Below are 16,518 nucleotides of genomic sequence, written 5' to 3'. Positions count from 1 at the left end.
AGGGAAGCCGGTGCTCTGGCCTCGCGAGCAAGCAGTTTCTTAGGTGGTGGGTGTGCAGGAACCACAGTTGCCGCAGTTGCCTGCCGAAGTGGCGGGGGTGGGCCTGGACCTGGTGAATGTGCCGGCGCTGGCCCATCAACTGACTATTCCGGGCACGGTTTTTGCTGAGCGGGCTTTCACGGCACGTGAGTTGCGTGAGGCCGTGCGCCGCTCTGATGAAAGAGGCTCTCTGCAAGCTGAACATCTTGCTGCGCGTTGGGCGGCTAAGGAGGCCTTTATCAAGGCTTGGTCCCAGGCCATCAACCAGCAGGCGGGGCATTCAGTGCCGCCAGTTATCGCGCCTGAGGCTGTGAACTGGCAGGAGATCGAGGTTATCAATGACCGCTGGCGCCGTCCCTCACTGCGGCTAAGCGGTCAGGTGGCTGGCGCCGTGGCTGGCAGCCTGGGCCAGGCGGCAGCAGAGGGCTCCGCTTGGCTGGTGTCATTGACCCATGACGGCGATTGGGCAGTGGCGATTGTGCTTGCGCCAGCGTCCTGACAGAGCTGCGGACGCAGACCTTGATGAAATGATGTCGCAGTCGTGGCTGCGCTGCGTGCACGTAGGTTCACTCCCCGCACAGTTCTCCGCAACGGGAGTGTGACTGTGACCTCACCGGGTTAGCGTTGTCGCCATGAAAAAGCTAATCAATGCCGTCGACGACGTAGTCACGGACGCCCTCAAGGGCATGGCAGCAGCCCACCCGCAGGCACTCAAGGTGGACCCCGAGCAGCACATCGTCTACCGCGCCGTACCCAAGGAGCAGGGCAAGGTAGCGCTGGTCTCCGGTGGTGGCAGTGGGCATGAGCCTCTGCACGGCGGCTTCGTTGGCATGGGCATGCTGGACGCCGCCTGCGCTGGTGAGGTTTTCACCTCCCCGGTGCCGGACCAGATTGCAGCGGCCACCGCTGCGGTGGACCGGGGCGCCGGCGTGCTCCACATCGTCAAGAACTACACCGGCGACGTCATGAACTTTGAAATGGCTGCGGAGCTTGTGGCTGCCGAGTCCGGCACGCAGGTGGCCACTGTGGTCACTGCCGACGACGTCGCTGTGGAGGATTCTCTCTACACTGCGGGACGCCGCGGCGTGGGGGTGACCGTGCTGGTGGAGAAAATCGCGGGTGCTGCCGCGGAGGAGGGCAAGGACCTAGAGGAAGTCCGCCAGATCGCGCAGCGCGTGGCAGACAACGGACGCTCCATGGGAATGGCACTGACTTCCTGCACCGTCCCAGCCAATGGCAAGCCCTCCTTTGATCTTCCCGAGGCGGAGATGGAGATCGGCATCGGTATCCACGGGGAGCCGGGCCGTCACCGCGAACCGGTCCAGCCCGCCAGCGAGATCGCTAAGCGCCTAGTGGAGCCTATTCTCGCGGAGTTGCCTGCCGGTGAGGGGCACGGCGTCATCGCTTTCCTCAACGGCATGGGTGCCAGCCCGCTGATCGAGCTCTACGTTATGTACGCAGAGGTGGCCAAGCTGCTGGAGGAGGCAGGTGTAAAGGTTGAGCGCAGCCTGGTTGGCAACTACATCACCAGCCTGGATATGGCGGGCTGCTCCCTAACCCTGCTGCGTACTGACGACGAGTTGCTGCGCCTCTGGGACGCCCCGGTGCGTACCCCCGGCCTCACCTGGGGTGCCTGAGCATGACCGCAACAGAGCTAGGGGCGGCCGAGCTGGCCGCCTGGGTCCGACGTGCCTGCACGCTGATTACCGAGCATGCAGATGAACTCACTGCTTTGGACGCCGCTATCGGTGACGCCGACCATGGCGCAAATATGCGCCGGGGCATGACCGCCGCCGTTGAGGCGGTGGAGGCTGACACACTCGACAGCCCGGAAGCGGTGCTCAAAAAGGTAGCTATGACCTTGATTTCTAAGGTCGGTGGGGCATCGGGACCACTTTACGGAACTTTCTTCCTGCGCATGTCCACCAGCAGCAAGGGCAACGCCACCTTAGAACTTGGGGCACTAACGGCGGCGGTGGAGGCCGGTGTGGTCGGCATCGTGCAGCGCGGCAAAGCCCAGGCAGGGGAGAAAACCATGCTTGACGCCTGGTATCCGGCGCTGGAAGCCCTGCGCGGCGCGGCGGATTTGCCTTCCGGGGCGGAGGCAGCAGCCCAGGCAGCAGAAGCTGGACGGGCCGCCACTGAACCCATGCTGGCTACCAAGGGCCGGGCCTCGTATTTGGGGGAACGCTCGATTGGACATATTGACCCGGGCGCGGCCTCCACGGCGCTGATTGTGCGGGCGCTGGCCGACGTCGTTTCAGGGGATACCAAATGACGGGCATCGTCTTGGTTTCGCACTCTCTGCCCTTAGCAGAGGCAGTGCTGGGCTTGGTGCGCGGGCTGGTGCCCGGTCTCGAAGTCCCGGTGGAGTTGGCTGCGGGTTTGGAGGACGGCAGTCTGGGCACTGACGCCACCGCCGTAATGGAGGCGATTGAAAAGGCCGATGATGGCGGTGGGGTCTTGGTCTTAGCGGACCTGGGCAGTGGGGTTCTCAGTGCCCAAATGGCCCTGGAGCTTCTGGGGCCAGAAGCAGAGGGACGGGTACGACTCAGTGCCGCGCCTCTGGTGGAAGGGCTGGTTGGTGCCTACGCGGCGGCCGGAATCGGCAAGGATCTGGCGGAGGTGGCCGCAGAGGCTGACTCTGCCGTGGAGGCTAAGCGGCAACAGGTGCTGGGGAGCTAAGCTTTCGGTCGCCAGCAGTCTGTGCTGCCAGGCTGCGCGAAGAGTGATTCCCTGATCTACGAGAGGCAGCTCATGAACCCTCCTGTGTACTTTCCCGATGACCAGACCAGTTCTGCATCTGGCAATTCTTACGAGACTGGCTCTACGGGAGGGCTGAGGCCATATCCGTCTCAGGCAACTATCCCTTCCAAGCAGGAGTGGATTGCGGCTATGCGGGTGCCAGCACAGCTAGCCCCAGCCTATGGCGTGTCCCCAGTTGAAGCGTATAAGCGCTATTTCAAGCGCGCTTTCACTTTCACCGGATACGCCTCGCGCTCTGAGTACTGGTGGGCTTGGTTGGTTAATGCCCTAATTGCGCTCATATTCTGCTTGTTGTTAGCCGCCTCGGCCGCCGCCAGTAAAGCATCTGGGGTGGAGGCTGATCCTACCTCTAATGGCTATTTTGTGGCGACAGCAGGGGCCTTTCTTCTTTTCAACCTCTTTAACGCCGTTCCCCGGATGGCGGTGTTCTTTAGGCGTATGCATGACTCGGGTCGTTCTGGACTGTGGTTGCTGGTGGGACTTGCGCCCTTTGGGCCGGTTATCTTGTTAGTCCTCGCCTGCACAGACTCCCGCCCAGAGCGGTGGCGCGCTGAGTGGAGCTACTGAGACCACAACAGTTGCCACCTGCACCTGCTGTTTGCGCGGGTGGGCCGGGAGGCGCTAACGTCGCCCTTGAGCACGTGCTCCGGGGTCGGTGAAATTCCGAGCCGGCGGTAACAGTCCGCGACCCGGCCACGTCATCCCACCGGGGTGACCAGGCTGGCTGACCTGGTGGAACTCCAGGACCGACGGTCAAAGTCCGGATGGGAGGCAGCACGGGCGCCCAAAAGGCACAGCCCCAGCCGCAGCAACGGCAGGTCGTTTCTGCCTCGGGCGTCAAGCGGGCAGCACCATAGCGCCCTTCACCCCGGAGCCGCTCGGGGACCGCCCCCGGGCCAATACCGGGAAGGATCGCCATTGAGCGCCAGCGGCCCCGCCATCTCCCGCAGAGGTCTCATGACTCCCAAGGGCAGCCCTTTGCCCGCCATGTCCCTCGGGGTAGCGCTGTTGCTCGGCTGGTGGCTAATCGCCCGCACCGGCGCCCTACCTACCTACGTGCTACCTGAGCCGCTCAAGGTAGCCCAGCGGCTATGGCTCGGAGTCACCCAAAGCAATCTCCTGCCCGCGGCCGCAACCACCCTCGAAGAAGCCCTGCTGGGCTGCCTATTAGCCGCCGCCACCGCCCTGCCTCTGGCCTGGGCCTTAGCCCATTGGCAGCTCTTTGCCCGCACGGTGCTGCCCTACGTAGCTGCCTCCCAAGCGGTCCCAGCGATCGCCTTGGCGCCATTATTCGTGGTCTGGTTCGGCTATGGCACCTGGCCTGTAGTCCTGCTGTGCGCTTTCATGGTGTTCTTCCCCATTACCGTCACCACCCTGGTGGGATTGCGCGGCCTGGACCCAGACATCATGGATGCAGCCCGTCTCGACGGCGCCCACGGCCTCCAACTAATCCAGCACCTAGAGGTGCCTCTCGCCCTGCCCTCCATACTCGCCGGCCTGCGCACCGGATTCACCTTGTCCATCACCGGCGCCGTCGTCGGTGAAATGACTATGGGAGGCACCGGACTGGGCATGGTCTTGGCTTCCCAACGCCAAAGCGCAGATACCACCGGGCTCTTCGCCACGATCACGCTGCTATGCGTGCTCGCCACCACCATTCACGCCTGCCTCCACCAACTGGAGCAGCGCAGCCGCGTCGTCGCCGACGTGCGCGGCCAACGCGACCACTGAACTGCCCCTTAACCGAAAGGCCAAACCATGAACCAGCTCCCCTTGACCCGCCGCAGCCTCCTGACAGCTACGCTCACCGCCCCCAGCCTGGCTCTGCTGGCTGCCTGTGCTTCTGGCACCCGCGCCCAGCAGGCAGCAGCCAGGAGCTCCGCCACCACCGGTGCGACGTCTGTCAGCGGAAGTGGACTGTCTATCGGACTGACTTACACGCCCAATATCCAGTTCGCGCCTTTCTACCTGGCTCAGGACGGAGGCCTTCTGGGTGCCAATACCCTGCGTCACCACGGTGCGGAGGAAGGCCTCTTTGACGCCCTGCTCTCCGGCACTGAGCAGCTGGTAGTGGCTGGGGGAGACGAAGCTATCGTCGCTGCTTCCAACGGCAATGAGTTGGTCATTATCGGCGGCTTCTACCAGCGCTACCCCGTAGCCGTTATCACCCGCGAGGACTCCGATATTAAGGATCTGCCTAGCCTCAAGGGCCACAGTATTGGCCTGCCTGGTCACTACGGGGAAAACTGGTTCGCGCTCCAACTAGCCCTGCAAAACGCCGGCTTGAGCGATCAGGACGTAGACATCCGGGAGATCGGCTACACCCAGCAACTTGCGCTCAGCACCAACAAGGTGGACGCGATCATCGGTTACTCCAACAACGACGCCGTCCAGCTCCGTCAGGCAGGCACTGCCGTCAGGGAGATCAGCATCGGTGAGCAGGTGCCGCTGCTCGGAGCTTCCCTGATCACCAGTCGCACAGCCCTAAGTGCTCACCGCGAAGAGCTTAAGACTCTGGTGGCTGCCTGCGCCCAGGGCATGACCCGCTTCTGCGACGACGCCGACGCTGCAGTTGAAGCTACCAAATCCCGCCAGCCGGACCTAGTTGACTCCACTCAGGCGGCAGCAGCCAAGGAAGTGGCGGTAGCCACCGCTAAGCTCATCCGCCCTGCCAGCAGAACCACCGTGGGTGCCCTGGTACCTGAGCAGGTGGGGGAGACCATTGACTTCCTCTCCAGCCACCAGCTACTTGGCCCCACCGCAGTGACCACCGATGCCGTCTGCGACGCGCTGCTCACCGTTGGCTAGCTCAAGGCCGCCACAAACAGGTCTGGGTTGCTAGCACTTAGCGCAGCTCAGACCTGTGGCATAGAGCCTCAGAGGCGGCAGGCCAACAGTGAAGAGACCAGAATCGCGCGGGCGCCCAGCTCGTAAAGCTCATCCATAACGCGGTTCATATCCTTGCGCGGCACCATTGCCCGCACTGCCACCCACTGCGGGTTGTGCAGGGGAGAGACCGTGGGGGATTCGATGCCTGGAGTAAGTGCGCTGGCTTGCTCCAACAGTTCCTTGGGGACGTCGTAGTCCACCAATACATAAGAGCGAGCGCGCAGCACGCCTTCAAGGCGACGCACCAGGGTGGCAAGGGCAGGCTCATCCCGGAACTGCTCGGTGGTGATCAGCACGGCCTCTGAGACCAACAGCGGTTCCCCAAAGACCTCCAGCCCAGCCGCGCGCAGGGTGGTGCCGGTCTCCACCACATCGGCGATCAGGTCCGCCACGCCCAGTTGCACTGAGGACTCCACGGCACCGTCCAGGTGCACGGTGGCAGCCTCAATGCCCTGCGTGCTGAGGTAGTTGCGGACCAGCACGTCATAGGAGGTGGCCACGCGCTTACCGGCTACATCCGCCAAGGAACTAATTGTCCCCGTGGGAGCGGCCAGGCGGAAAGTGGAGCGGGCAAATCCCAGCGCTAGGTGCTCAATAGCTTGCACTCCAGAGTCCAGCAGCAGGTCCCGGCCAGTGATACCGGCGTGAACTGTGCCTTGACCCACGTACACGGCGATGTCGCGGGGGCGCAGGAAGAACAGCTCGACGTCGTTCTCCGCATCTACTAGCACCAGTTCGCGGCCGGTGCGGCGCGTGCGGTAGCCAGCTTCCTTCAGCATGGTGACGGCGGGCTCAGAGAGGGAGCCTTTATTGGGTACGGCAATGCGAAGCACTTTTGGGGCCTGTCTAGTCAGAGGGAAGGGTGGGAATGGGGTCTGGGATGCTCACAGGAAGCGGTAGATGTCCTGGAGGGAGTAGCCCTTGGCGATCATCATGCACTGTGCGTGGTAGAGTAGCTGGCTGAGTTCCTCACAGGCGGCGTCGTCGGACTCGTGCTCGCAGGCCATCCAGGATTCGGCGGCCTCCTCCACCAGCTTCTTGCCGATGAAATGCACGCCGCGGTCTAGCTCCGCCACGGTGCCGGAGCCTTCCGGGCGGGCGGTGGCTTTCTCCTGCAGCTCGACGAAGAGTTCTTCAAAAGTCTTCATGTGGTCAGGCTAGTGCAAGTGCGCAGAGCTGCCGGTAAGCAGGCAATCTTCGATGCGCGATTCTGCTCCAAATGCATAGATTTAATGCAATAACGCTCGCTTTAGGGCATGATGTGGCTATGCCGCAGCTTGTCGTCGTCACCCCGAACCCTGCTATCGACATCACCTATGAGGTTCCCCGGCCCCGCCTAGGTGAAGTCCACCGCGTGAGCAGCATTGTGCGCCGTGCCGGTGGGAAGGGTCTGAACGTCGCTGCCGTGCTGGGACAGCTTGGCTTGCGCAGCCGGGTCACCGGCTTCCTGGGTGGCCGTGGGGGAGCGGAGCTGCGAGAGCTGGTGCAAGACTGGACGGTGGACCAGGACTGGGTAGAGCTGGGGCCGACCTACCCCACCCGTTCTTCGGTGGCAGTCCGCGCTCAGGACGGCTCCGTAACCGTTTTTAACGAGGCCGGTCCGACTGTTGACGCCACGGCCTGGGCTCAGCTCACGCAGACGGTTATGGCAGTTCTTAGAGCCGACGACGTGCTGGTGGTCTCTGGCTCCTGCCCCCCAGGAACTACTACTGAAGACCTGGCGACGCTGTTGCAAGCCGCTTGTGAGCGCGGCGCTCGCACCGTGTTGGACACCTCCGGGCCGCTGCTGGTTGCCTGTGCTGGCCTGGTTGACGCGGTAAAACCTAACCGAGAAGAACTCGCGCAGGCCACCGGCACCCAGGACCTGGGCGCCGGGGCTAAAACCCTGTTGCAGCAAGGAACTGGGGCGGTGGTCGTCTCCGATGGACCACGCGGCATGTATCTCTTCGCAGGTGGCAGTGCCGGTCAAGCCTGGCACGCCGCTGCTCCGGAAGTGAAAGTAGTCAACCCCACCGGCGCCGGTGACTCGGTGGTCGCGGCGCTGGCCGCAGCCCTGCACCGTGACCCAACTGGGCTGACTGGAGACACCCTTGAGGAGGCTGTGGCGCTGTCAGTGGCCGCAGTGGTTACGCCGGTGGCCGGGGTAGTAGATCTGCCCACCTACCAGCGCCTGCGGGGCAGAGTCACCGTAGAGCCGGTGACCTAAGCCCAGCTTCTGTGAGCTTAACGGCAATAGTGCGAAGCTCAGCGCACGGCGGTCTTGAATCCTGCCAGTGCTGCCGCATGTCTACCCGCCGCAGCGGCAGCCAGGAACGCCGCCTCGTCAGCGTCCAATCCACGGCCCATCGTTGAAAGCCGCAATCCTGCCTGCGCTTCAAGGCGTTCTAACGCCGCACGCAGCCCTGTAGTTTCCATCTCGACCAGCCGGTGCTGTGATCCAGTAGCCCGCGGGGCGCACAGCTCCCGCGCCTGCGCCAGTACCTGCTGGCCGAGTGCGCCTGCAAGCACTGGCACTACGACGTCGGCGGCCACCAAAGCCACCTTCCCGTAGGCCGTCAAAGAATGGTGTGAGACTCCCTGGTGACGGCTACGCGCATCCGCCTGGGAGACACGTAAACAGGCCACGGGCTGCCCCCCAAGCACGGCGGCGGCATTGAGTGCCTCCCCGCAGGACACCCCGGAAAAACCCCAGGGAGTGTCGGTTCCCAGATTGCCTGGTCCTTGAGTCACCACCGCAATATCTGCCCCTAGCACCAGCCGGGCGGCCAATAGCCCATTGTGAATCGACACGGCCTCAAGCTCGCCGCCCCAGGCTTGCCCCACCGTCACTGTTCCAGCCAGCAGTCCGGCCTCACGCAGAGCCGCAACTGCCTGCGAGTAGGCCAACGGCAGGGCGCCGCCGTCGGTCATCACATAAACCACCCGCGGTTGCTGGCCTGCCGCAGCAGGCAACATCCCCGCCAGCAGAGCCGGCAAAGAAGAGTGCAAATCCGCCACTACCACGGGCATCCCGCCCAGGTCTAAGGGGCCAGCGGCTCCGGTCAGCACGCCATGATGCGCGGTGTCTTGCTCATCCACCCCCTGCACCAGCAGTTGACTGGGCGTGTAACGGCATTTAACCAAGTGCCCAGGCGCCCGCTGATCTGCCGGTAACTCATCCAAACAGGCAGTCACCATGCCGTGTCCGCCAGTGCCCAGGCGCCGTTCCAAGGCTGATACCTCCACCCGCACAGTGGCACCAGGCTTGGGAATGCCATAGAGCTGTTCATAGACCACAGCCCGCAGCTCTTGCCCTGGCCCCAGAAACTCAGCGCCTGCTGGCGCCGCCGTCACTTCCACCTGCAACTCCGCGCAGCGTGCCCCTGCGGGCCCCCACGAACGCCTTAGGGAACGCACCACGCCCTCACGCCACATCATGTGACCACCGTACCGGCCCACAGCGCCTAGCCTGGGCTCGTGAGCCCCGAAACTAATGAGCCTGAAGCAGTGCCGGCTGAGCAACGCCAACTCAACCTGCTTCACGCACTGCGCCACTCCTTAGCTGGTCTGACTGCCGTGCAACTGCTGGAGAGCGTCGCAGGATATGACGGCACTGGACCTTCTCAACGCCGCAAGTTTGAGCGAGATAAGGACACTTTGCGTGAGCTCGGCATCCAGATCCGTACCGAAGGTGAGGGAGCAGCGGTTGAGGGCGTGGAAACCCGCTACCGGATCGCGGACTCGGACTACGCGCTGCCAACTATCCACCTGAACTCTCAGCAGGCCGACGCCCTGCTGCTAGCGGCTCGCTCCTGGCAGCAGGGAGCTTTACCTGCGGCTGCACGCCGGGCAGTTACCAAATTGCTGGCGGTGGCGGACACCCCCACCGGTGCGGGCAGTGAGATCAACCTGAAGGTGGACGCCGGCGTGCCCGCGGAACTACTGACCGCCGTCGATCAATGCTGCCTAATCTGCTTTGACTACGCCTCGCCTTCTTCGGGGCAGGTCTCCTGCCGCACTGTTGAGCCCCACTTCTTGGAGCTGCGCGAAGGAGCCTGGTACCTCCAGGCGGTGGAACCCAACTCTGGGCGTGAGCTGACTTTTCGGTTGCAGCGAATCATTGGCAAAGTCGCTCCCATTGGTGAGCCAGGCGCCTTCCAACGCCGCCTGGAGACCACAGCACAGCAACAGACGGCGATCCTGGCGCTGAGCCCGGGCAAAGGACTGGCCCTGCGAGCCGCTGCCGTCACTCCACCGCCGAAAGTAGGGGAGCTAACTGTTCCGGCAGGCCGGGACCTGGTTTGCGTGCCTTACGACGACGCCCTGGGTTTTGCGGGACTCCTGGCCGCTATGGGCCCTGACGTCGTGGTTCTAGCACCGCAAGATCTGCAGGAGGCCGTGCGCGCCCACCTAGCCGCCGTCGCCGCCCTAGAAGCCGCTGACGAAGAGAGTGAGGACTGAGCATGGCCAGACCAGCGGGCTCAGAGCGCCTCGTCCGGCTTATGGCTTTGCCAGCCTGGGTGAGCGCACACCCAGGCGTAAGCCTCCAAGAGGCGGCGCGGCATTTCAACGTGGAGGCGGAGCAACTGCGCCAGGACATACTCACCTTGTGGATGACTGGGCTGCCCGGCATGGCCGGGGGAGACCTAGTGGACTTTGACTATGACGCATTGGAAGAGGACGGTGAGCTGTACCTAACTCAGGGGCTTGGCCTGGACGCGCCCGTCCGACTCTCCCGCCATGAGGCGGCTAGCCTCCTGCTCGCGCTGCGGGTCTTGCAGGGCGTTTTTGCCAATGATCACAACACAGCTGCCGCGCTGGCACAGACCCAAGTGGTGATCCAAGCGGCGTTGGAAGGTCATGCCTCTCCAAGCAGTCAGGCCACAGCTGCTCAGCCCAGCGCGGCAGCATCCAGCCACCCCAAAGCGACTCTGCAACAGGCGGCGTCCAACGTCATCGAGCGAGTCCGGCAGGCCTTGCGCGAGCATCGCCTGCTCCACCTGGAATACGTTTCCGCAAATGACGTGCACACCAGCCGCGATGTTGAGCCGCTGAACCTGAGCGGTGACGGCAGTCACCTGACCCTGAAGGCCTGGTGCCATCACGCTCAGGCGGAACGCGATTTCCGTCTGGACCGGGTGCTTAGCGCCCAGCTGCTGGAAGGCACCGTCACCCACCGACTCGTGAACCGTCGTCGCAAAGCTGCTGCAGACCAGCGGCCCCGCATGGAACTGACACTGGCGCCCACAGGCCGCTGGCTGGTTGAGGAGATTCCTTGCGAATCCGCCACTGAGCTGGAGGACGGTCGCTGGCGTGTGGTGGTGCGCGGACGTGATGAATACTGGTTAACGCGCCTGGTGCTTTCGGCAGGGCGGCATGTGCTGGCGGTAGAACCGGCCGCGCTCAGACAACGAGCAGCGGCTGCCGCGCAGGCCGGACTGGCGGCCTACCCCGCCTGATCCCCGGGCAGCACTACCCAAGAGTTTCATACGCCTTGGGTGGAACCTCACGCCTGCGTTTTCGGCACATGCAGCGCGTACCGCTAGACTCGCCACGTTCGGCCAACCCACCTCAATCTTGGAAGCAGGTACTCACATGGGAGCCATGAGGCCTTGGCACTGGATCGTCGTCCTGGTCGTCGTCCTTCTACTCTTCGGAGCCAACAAGCTGCCTGAACTCGCCGGAAGCATCGGCAAGTCCATGAAGGTCTTTAAGAAGGAGGTCAAGGAGCTGCGCGAGGATGATGACACTCCCGCAGCCCAGCCCCCTGCACAGATTCAGCCGCAGCAGGGCACCTACTACACCGAGCCCACCCAGCCCGGCCAGGCCGCCCCAGCGCAGCCGGTCAACCCGCAGGACGGTGCCGCCCCCCAGGCCTGAGCAGGCTCCGCCCATTAGGGCGCGCCTGCAAGCCTCCGGTTGCCTGAGCCCCACTCGCGGGCCAGGTGCCGGTACCTGGTGACCGTGTAGAGAGGAAAACCGTGCCGAGCCTGCCGAAGGTCGCGTTAACTAAGAAGCGCAAGAACAACCCTGAAGCCAGGATGGCTATTGGGGACCACTTGCGTGAACTGCGCAACCGCGCCTTCATCTCTGCTATTGCGGTGCTCATTTGCTCTGTGGTTGGTTATTTCCTATCCGACTGGGCGTATACGGTCATCACCCAGCCCATTGTTGAGGCCAATAAGCATGGCCGTAACCTAGTCATGAACTTTGAGACCGTGATGTCTTCCTTTGACCTCAAATTGCGTCTCTCCATCTGGCTAGGGGTGTTGCTTTCAGCGCCGATCTGGACCTACGAGTTCTGGGCTTTTGTGGCCCCTGGTATGACCAGCAAGGAGAAGCGCTTTGTGTGGGGCTACGGCATCGCCGCCCTGCTGCTCTTCACCGCTGGTGTGGCCCTGGGCATCTACATCATCCCGCATGCCGTGATCGTGCTGACTAGCTTTATGCCAGACGCCGACGCCGTAGCAGGTGTGATGTCCGTGTCCACCTACCTGTCCTTCGTCATGCGAATAGTGCTGGCTTTCGGTGCGGCCTTCTTGCTCCCAGAGATCATGGTGGGCTTGAACCAATTGGGCCTTATGAAGGGGCGCACTATGCTCAAGGGTTGGCGCTGGGCGGTGGTCGCCATTGTTATCTTCATGGCGATCGTTAACCCCTTGCCTGACCCTTGGTCCGTGATTTTTATGTCCATACCGATCACTGGCCTCTACTTCGGAGCCTGCGGGATTTCCATACAACATGACAAACGGCTCGCTAAACGCCTCGCTGCAGAAGACGCTGCCCTTGAGGCCGCGTTGGCCGAATAACACCTGCAGCCCCCTTCCCCTGGCAGTAGCCCCTGATAGAACGCAGTAGCTATCCATGCGCGTAGGCCTTGTCGTCAACCCCACCTCCGGGCGTGGGCGCCACGGTGGCGCCGCCCGCATCGTCACCACTGCGCTGGTCAGCGCGGGACACGACGTCGTTGAAGCCTATGGCACCAGCTATGACGAATCCCGCCGCAGCGCCACCGCACTGATGGAGGACCGGGTAGGACTGGATGCGCTGGTGGTGGTCGGAGGCGACGGCACCGTGCATTTGGGCCTCGACGTCGTGGCCCAAACCCCCGTGCCCCTAGGCATCGTGGCGGTGGGCACCGGCAACGACCTGGCCCGTCACCTGGGACTCCCCACCCGAGACCCAAATGCTGCCGCCACTGTCATCACCGAGGCCTTAGCCGGACGCGGCAGCAGTATCCGCCTGGACGCCATTCACACCACCCGCCCGGATGGCAGTCCAGTGCCTGATGAGCACGAGTGGTCCTTGGCCGTCTGCTCAGCGGGCATTGACGCCGCTGTGAATGCCCGGGCCAATACGCTCAGTTGGCCTGCAGGTGAAGGCCGCTACGTGCGTGCAGTCATGGAGGAGCTGGCCCGGCTAGCCCCTTACGGTTACCGCATAACCACAGGTTCAGGTACCTGGGAAGGGCCGGCACTGCTGCTAGCTGCAGCGAATACCAGGTATTTCGGGGGTGGCATGGATTTGTCTCCGGAAGCCTCACCCACGGACGGTTTACTGGACGTGCTGCGGCTGGAGCCGGTTTCGCGCCGGCATCTGCTGCGCCTGCTGAAGCAACTCTTCAAAGGCGATCATTTGGGTGATCCCGCTGTGCATTTGGAACGCACGCAGCTGCTCACTATTGAGGCCTTGCCCGCGGAGCAGGGCTGGCGGAGGCCACCCCAGCCGATGGCCGACGGTGAAGCCATCGCGGATTTACCTCTGTGCCTAGAAGCGGTGCGTGATGTGGTCACAGTGCTCCTGCCCGCCTGAGTACGCCTGCGCCAGTCCAGGGCTTAGGCCCTGCTGGATCAGAGGTGCCACGTAGGCTAAAGCCATGAGCTCGCCTGCAGAACGCTATGCCGCCGCACGTCGACGTCAGGAGGCAGCGCGCACTGAGCTTGCCCGTTTCCGCGAGACCTTGAGTTTCCAACTGGACGAGTTCCAGGAGCTTGGCTGCCAAGCTCTGGAACGAGGTGAGGGTGTGCTCGTAGCTGCCCCCACTGGCGCAGGCAAGACCGTGGTGGGGGAGTTTGCCGTCCACCTGGCTCTAGCCAAGGCCCTCAAGGCCTTCTACACCACGCCCATCAAGGCGCTGTCCAATCAGAAATACCTGGACTTGTGCGAACGCTTTGGGTCGGATCAGGTGGGCCTGCTCACCGGCGATACCTCCGTCAACCCACACGCGCAGGTGGTGGTTATGACCACCGAAGTACTGCGCAACATGCTGTACTCCGGCTCCTCCGACCTTAGCCGCCTGGGATTTGTGGTCATGGATGAGGTGCACTACCTAGCCGACCGCTTCCGTGGCCCCGTCTGGGAGGAAGTCATCATCCACCTGGCCCCGCAGGTCCAAGTTGTTTCCCTATCTGCCACGGTCTCCAACGCAGAAGAGTTTGGTGATTGGCTGGACCAGGTGCGCGGCTCAACCACCGTCGTCGTCTCCGAACACCGGCCCGTGCCCCTAACCCAACACATGCTGGTGGGCCGCAGGCTGCTGCCCCTGTACTCGGTGCCGGTAGCAGTGGAGGACGCTGCCGCAGAAGCCGCGCTTACATCCCAACCGCCTCTAAACCCTGAGCTTCTCAACGCTGTGCGCTCTGCGAGGCGCGCCGCAGCCGGGGGTAACGCCGTCTCCAAGCGCGAGCAGCGCAGCGGCGGACAGGGGTTCCGCCAGCCATGGAAGCGTGGGGAGACCCGTGGTCTAAGAGCCCCGAGGCGCGGCGTGGATGGTGCCCGCGTCGCCCGCTTGCGGCCCCCCGCCCGACCCGCCGTTATTCAGGCCCTGGGGGAGGCACGGCTGCTCCCGGCTATCGTCTTCGTTTTCTCTCGGGCTGGTTGCGAGCAGGCCGTCAACCAAGCCATGGCTGGGGGAGTGGACCTCACCACTGATACTGAGGCCAAACGCATCCGTGAAGTAATCGAACGGCGCGTTGCAGATATTCCCGGGGCTGATCTGGCCGTGCTGGGATTCCATGCTTGGGCCCGCGCCCTGGAACGCGGGGTGGCCGCGCATCACGCAGGTCTGCTGCCCGTGTTCAAAGAGACCGTAGAAGAGCTGTTCAGTGCCGGGCTCGTCAAAGTTGTCTATGCCACCGAGACCCTGGCTCTGGGCATCAATATGCCCGCCCGCACAGTGGTGTTGGAGTCCCTGCGCAAGTGGAATGGCTCAGCGCATGTCAACCTGACTCCGGGGGAGTACACGCAGCTGACCGGGCGCGCCGGCAGGCGGGGGATCGATGTGGAGGGACATGCCGTCGTCCTAGCTGTTGATGACCTGGAGCCCAGCACTGTCTCCTCCCTGGCCTCGCGCCGCACCTACCCGCTGGTCTCAGCCTTCCGCCCTACTTACAACATGGCGGTCAATCTCTTGGGGCGCACCAACCGGGCGAGAGCCCGGGAGGTGTTGGAATCCTCCTTCGCCCAATTTCAAGCCGATCGTGGCGTGGTGGAACTGGCGGCAGCAGCCCGCCGGAAGCGCCGCAGTGTGGAGGGACTGGAAGCCCAGATGACCTGCCATCTGGGCGACTTCCGCGAGTATGCCCGCCTGCGCCAGCAAATTGCTGAGGCCGAGTCCACGCTGAAGCAGGAGACTTCTGCTGCGCGCCGCTTAGATGCTGGCCGCAGCATGAGCGCGCTGAACCGCGGCGCAGTGGTGATCTACCGGAAAGGACGGCGGGTCAAGCACGCCGTGGTGTTGGAGGTAGGTCAGGATCGCTTGGGCACGCCTGCGCTGACAGTTCTGGGCGAGGATGGGCGGATAACCATGCTTACGCCGGAGACCGCTCCCGATGGCGTAACCCGAGTAGGGGAGTTGCGGGTACCAGATAGTGCTGAGCTGCGCCGCCCGCGCGACCGCGACCGTCTGGTAGGTCGCCTGATTACGGCCATCCGTACAGGTCAGCTGCAGGAGGAGGGGAGGCGACGGCATCGTGGCGGAAAGGAAGAGCGCAGCCGCCACTGCGCCGTTGAGCAATTGGAGGAATTGCGTCACCAACTGCGCGCTCACCCCTGCCATGCCTGTGCTGACCGGGTGCAGCACGCTCGCATCGGACGAAAATGGGCTAAGGCTTTGGCTGAGGCGGAGCGATTGCAGAACCGCGTAGTGACTCGCACGGGCACCATCTCCAGGCTTTTTGACGCCGTATGCGAGGTGCTGCTGACCCTGGGGTACCTGGAGCCGGTGGATCGGGGGCATCCTGAGCGGGAACTGCGAGTGACAGCGGCGGGGCGGATGTTGGCGCGCGTTTACGCCGAACGTGACCTGCTGATAGCCGAGTGCCTGCGCACCGGCACCTGGGCGGATCTGAGCTCCGGAGATCTGGCTGGGGCTGTTAGCGCCTGCGTCTACGAGCCGCGCTTAACCTCCAACACTTTGGGCCTGCCGGTATCTCCGGGCTCTCGTCTAGGGGCGGTCCTGCGCGCGGAGTTGGGCGTGTCCCGCAGAATCAATGAGTTGGAAGCTTTGGCGCGGATTGAGCACTCCACTGGTGCTGAGGCCGCCCTGGCTGGGCCGGTGAAGGCTTGGGCTGAGGGCGCTGAGCTTGGGGAAGTGTTGGAGGCTTGTGAGCTGACCGCCGGGGACTTCGTGCGCTGGTGCAAGCAGCTGCTCGATGTGCTGACCCAGATCGCGGCCTTCCCCATGGATGCTCCCGGAGTAAAGCTAGAACCAGCAGGCGTTGCCTCTAAGGGCACGCCCTTAAATTTGGTGGCCGCACAGGCCGCTCAGGATGTGGCGCGCGGCGTGGTCTCCTGGTCCTCCTTGTAGGCTCATACCTGCCGGGTTGCGCCTTAAAATGCCCGGCC

General features: G+C 63.6%; 17 protein-coding genes and 1 riboswitch. Of the genes, 14 read left to right on the top strand and 3 right to left on the bottom strand.

Annotation, left to right across the window (positions count from 1 at the left end):
- Nucleotides 1-52: 52 nt before the first annotated feature.
- The 7 genes from acpS (at nt 53) to DR039_RS08435 (ending at nt 5,613) form a co-directional block, all read left to right on the top strand.
- Nucleotides 53-538, top strand: coding sequence for a holo-ACP synthase AcpS (gene acpS / locus DR039_RS08465; protein WP_111836949.1), 486 nt, complete (start codon nt 53-55; stop codon nt 536-538).
- A gap of 133 nt (nt 539-671) precedes the next feature.
- Nucleotides 672-1,676, top strand: a complete 1,005-nt coding sequence (gene dhaK, locus DR039_RS08460; RefSeq protein ID WP_111836948.1) for a dihydroxyacetone kinase subunit DhaK — start codon at nt 672-674, stop codon at nt 1,674-1,676.
- Between the two features lie 2 nt (nt 1,677-1,678).
- Nucleotides 1,679-2,317 (top strand): dihydroxyacetone kinase subunit DhaL, encoded by a 639-nt coding sequence (dhaL, locus tag DR039_RS08455; RefSeq protein ID WP_111836947.1) that lies wholly within the window; start codon nt 1,679-1,681, stop codon nt 2,315-2,317.
- On the top strand, nt 2,314-2,724 hold the full coding sequence (gene dhaM / locus DR039_RS08450; RefSeq protein ID WP_111836946.1) for a dihydroxyacetone kinase phosphoryl donor subunit DhaM: 411 nt from the start codon (nt 2,314-2,316) through the stop codon (nt 2,722-2,724). The genes dhaL and dhaM overlap by 4 nt, the downstream gene beginning before the upstream one ends.
- A gap of 72 nt (nt 2,725-2,796) precedes the next feature.
- Nucleotides 2,797-3,372, top strand: coding sequence for a DUF805 domain-containing protein (locus tag DR039_RS08445; RefSeq protein ID WP_111836945.1), 576 nt, complete (start codon nt 2,797-2,799; stop codon nt 3,370-3,372).
- A gap of 71 nt (nt 3,373-3,443) precedes the next feature.
- Nucleotides 3,444-3,586, top strand: a riboswitch (FMN riboswitch).
- Nucleotides 3,587-3,762: 176 nt separating this feature from the next.
- On the top strand, nt 3,763-4,536 hold the full coding sequence (locus tag DR039_RS08440) for an ABC transporter permease (RefSeq protein WP_111837079.1): 774 nt from the start codon (nt 3,763-3,765) through the stop codon (nt 4,534-4,536).
- Between the two features lie 27 nt (nt 4,537-4,563).
- Nucleotides 4,564-5,613: an ABC transporter substrate-binding protein gene (locus tag DR039_RS08435; RefSeq protein WP_111836944.1), complete on the top strand. Its 1,050-nt coding sequence runs from the start codon at nt 4,564-4,566 to the stop codon at nt 5,611-5,613.
- A gap of 68 nt (nt 5,614-5,681) precedes the next feature.
- On the opposite strand, the gene hisG is transcribed toward DR039_RS08435, so the two are convergent.
- Both hisG and DR039_RS08425 read right to left on the bottom strand, forming a co-directional pair.
- Entirely contained in the window at nt 5,682-6,527 is an 846-nt protein-coding gene (gene hisG, locus DR039_RS08430) for an ATP phosphoribosyltransferase (RefSeq protein WP_111836943.1), read from the bottom strand.
- A gap of 51 nt (nt 6,528-6,578) precedes the next feature.
- The gene (locus DR039_RS08425) at nt 6,579-6,842 is read right to left on the bottom strand and encodes a phosphoribosyl-ATP diphosphatase (RefSeq protein ID WP_111836942.1); all 264 of its coding nucleotides are present in this window, start codon (nt 6,840-6,842) and stop codon (nt 6,579-6,581) included.
- A gap of 119 nt (nt 6,843-6,961) precedes the next feature.
- Between DR039_RS08425 and DR039_RS08420 the strand changes: the two genes are divergently transcribed.
- Nucleotides 6,962-7,900: a 1-phosphofructokinase family hexose kinase gene (locus DR039_RS08420; protein WP_111836941.1), complete on the top strand. Its 939-nt coding sequence runs from the start codon at nt 6,962-6,964 to the stop codon at nt 7,898-7,900.
- Nucleotides 7,901-7,938: 38 nt separating this feature from the next.
- On the opposite strand, the gene DR039_RS08415 is transcribed toward DR039_RS08420, so the two are convergent.
- Nucleotides 7,939-9,111, bottom strand: coding sequence for a DUF3866 family protein (locus DR039_RS08415; RefSeq protein ID WP_111836940.1), 1,173 nt, complete (start codon nt 9,109-9,111; stop codon nt 7,939-7,941).
- A gap of 39 nt (nt 9,112-9,150) precedes the next feature.
- Here DR039_RS08415 and DR039_RS08410 point away from each other — a divergent pair, with 39 nt between their 5' ends.
- From DR039_RS08410 to DR039_RS08385, 6 genes are all read left to right on the top strand, one after another.
- Nucleotides 9,151-10,134, top strand: coding sequence for a helix-turn-helix transcriptional regulator (locus DR039_RS08410; protein ID WP_111836939.1), 984 nt, complete (start codon nt 9,151-9,153; stop codon nt 10,132-10,134).
- Nucleotides 10,135-10,136: 2 nt separating this feature from the next.
- Complete coding sequence (locus tag DR039_RS08405; RefSeq protein WP_111836938.1) at nt 10,137-11,132, top strand: helix-turn-helix transcriptional regulator; 996 nt, start codon at nt 10,137-10,139, stop codon at nt 11,130-11,132.
- A 136-nt stretch (nt 11,133-11,268) separates the two neighbouring features.
- Complete coding sequence (tatA, locus tag DR039_RS08400) at nt 11,269-11,553, top strand: Sec-independent protein translocase subunit TatA (RefSeq protein WP_111836937.1); 285 nt, start codon at nt 11,269-11,271, stop codon at nt 11,551-11,553.
- Between the two features lie 101 nt (nt 11,554-11,654).
- On the top strand, nt 11,655-12,482 hold the full coding sequence (tatC, locus tag DR039_RS08395) for a twin-arginine translocase subunit TatC (protein WP_111836936.1): 828 nt from the start codon (nt 11,655-11,657) through the stop codon (nt 12,480-12,482).
- Between the two features lie 55 nt (nt 12,483-12,537).
- On the top strand, nt 12,538-13,485 hold the full coding sequence (locus DR039_RS08390; RefSeq protein ID WP_111836935.1) for a diacylglycerol/lipid kinase family protein: 948 nt from the start codon (nt 12,538-12,540) through the stop codon (nt 13,483-13,485).
- A 64-nt stretch (nt 13,486-13,549) separates the two neighbouring features.
- Nucleotides 13,550-16,480 carry a DEAD/DEAH box helicase gene (locus DR039_RS08385; protein ID WP_111836934.1) on the top strand — a complete coding sequence of 977 codons (2,931 nt, stop codon included), beginning with the start codon at nt 13,550-13,552 and terminating at the stop codon, nt 16,478-16,480.
- The last annotated feature ends 38 nt before the right edge of the window (nt 16,481-16,518 follow it).

Origin of the sequence: Actinomyces bovis, from assembly GCF_900444995.1 — a bacterium.
GTDB lineage: Bacteria > Actinomycetota > Actinomycetes > Actinomycetales > Actinomycetaceae > Actinomyces > Actinomyces bovis.
Note: the sequence above shows the minus strand (reverse complement) of the source record. Positions and strands in the feature narration are given on the sequence as shown.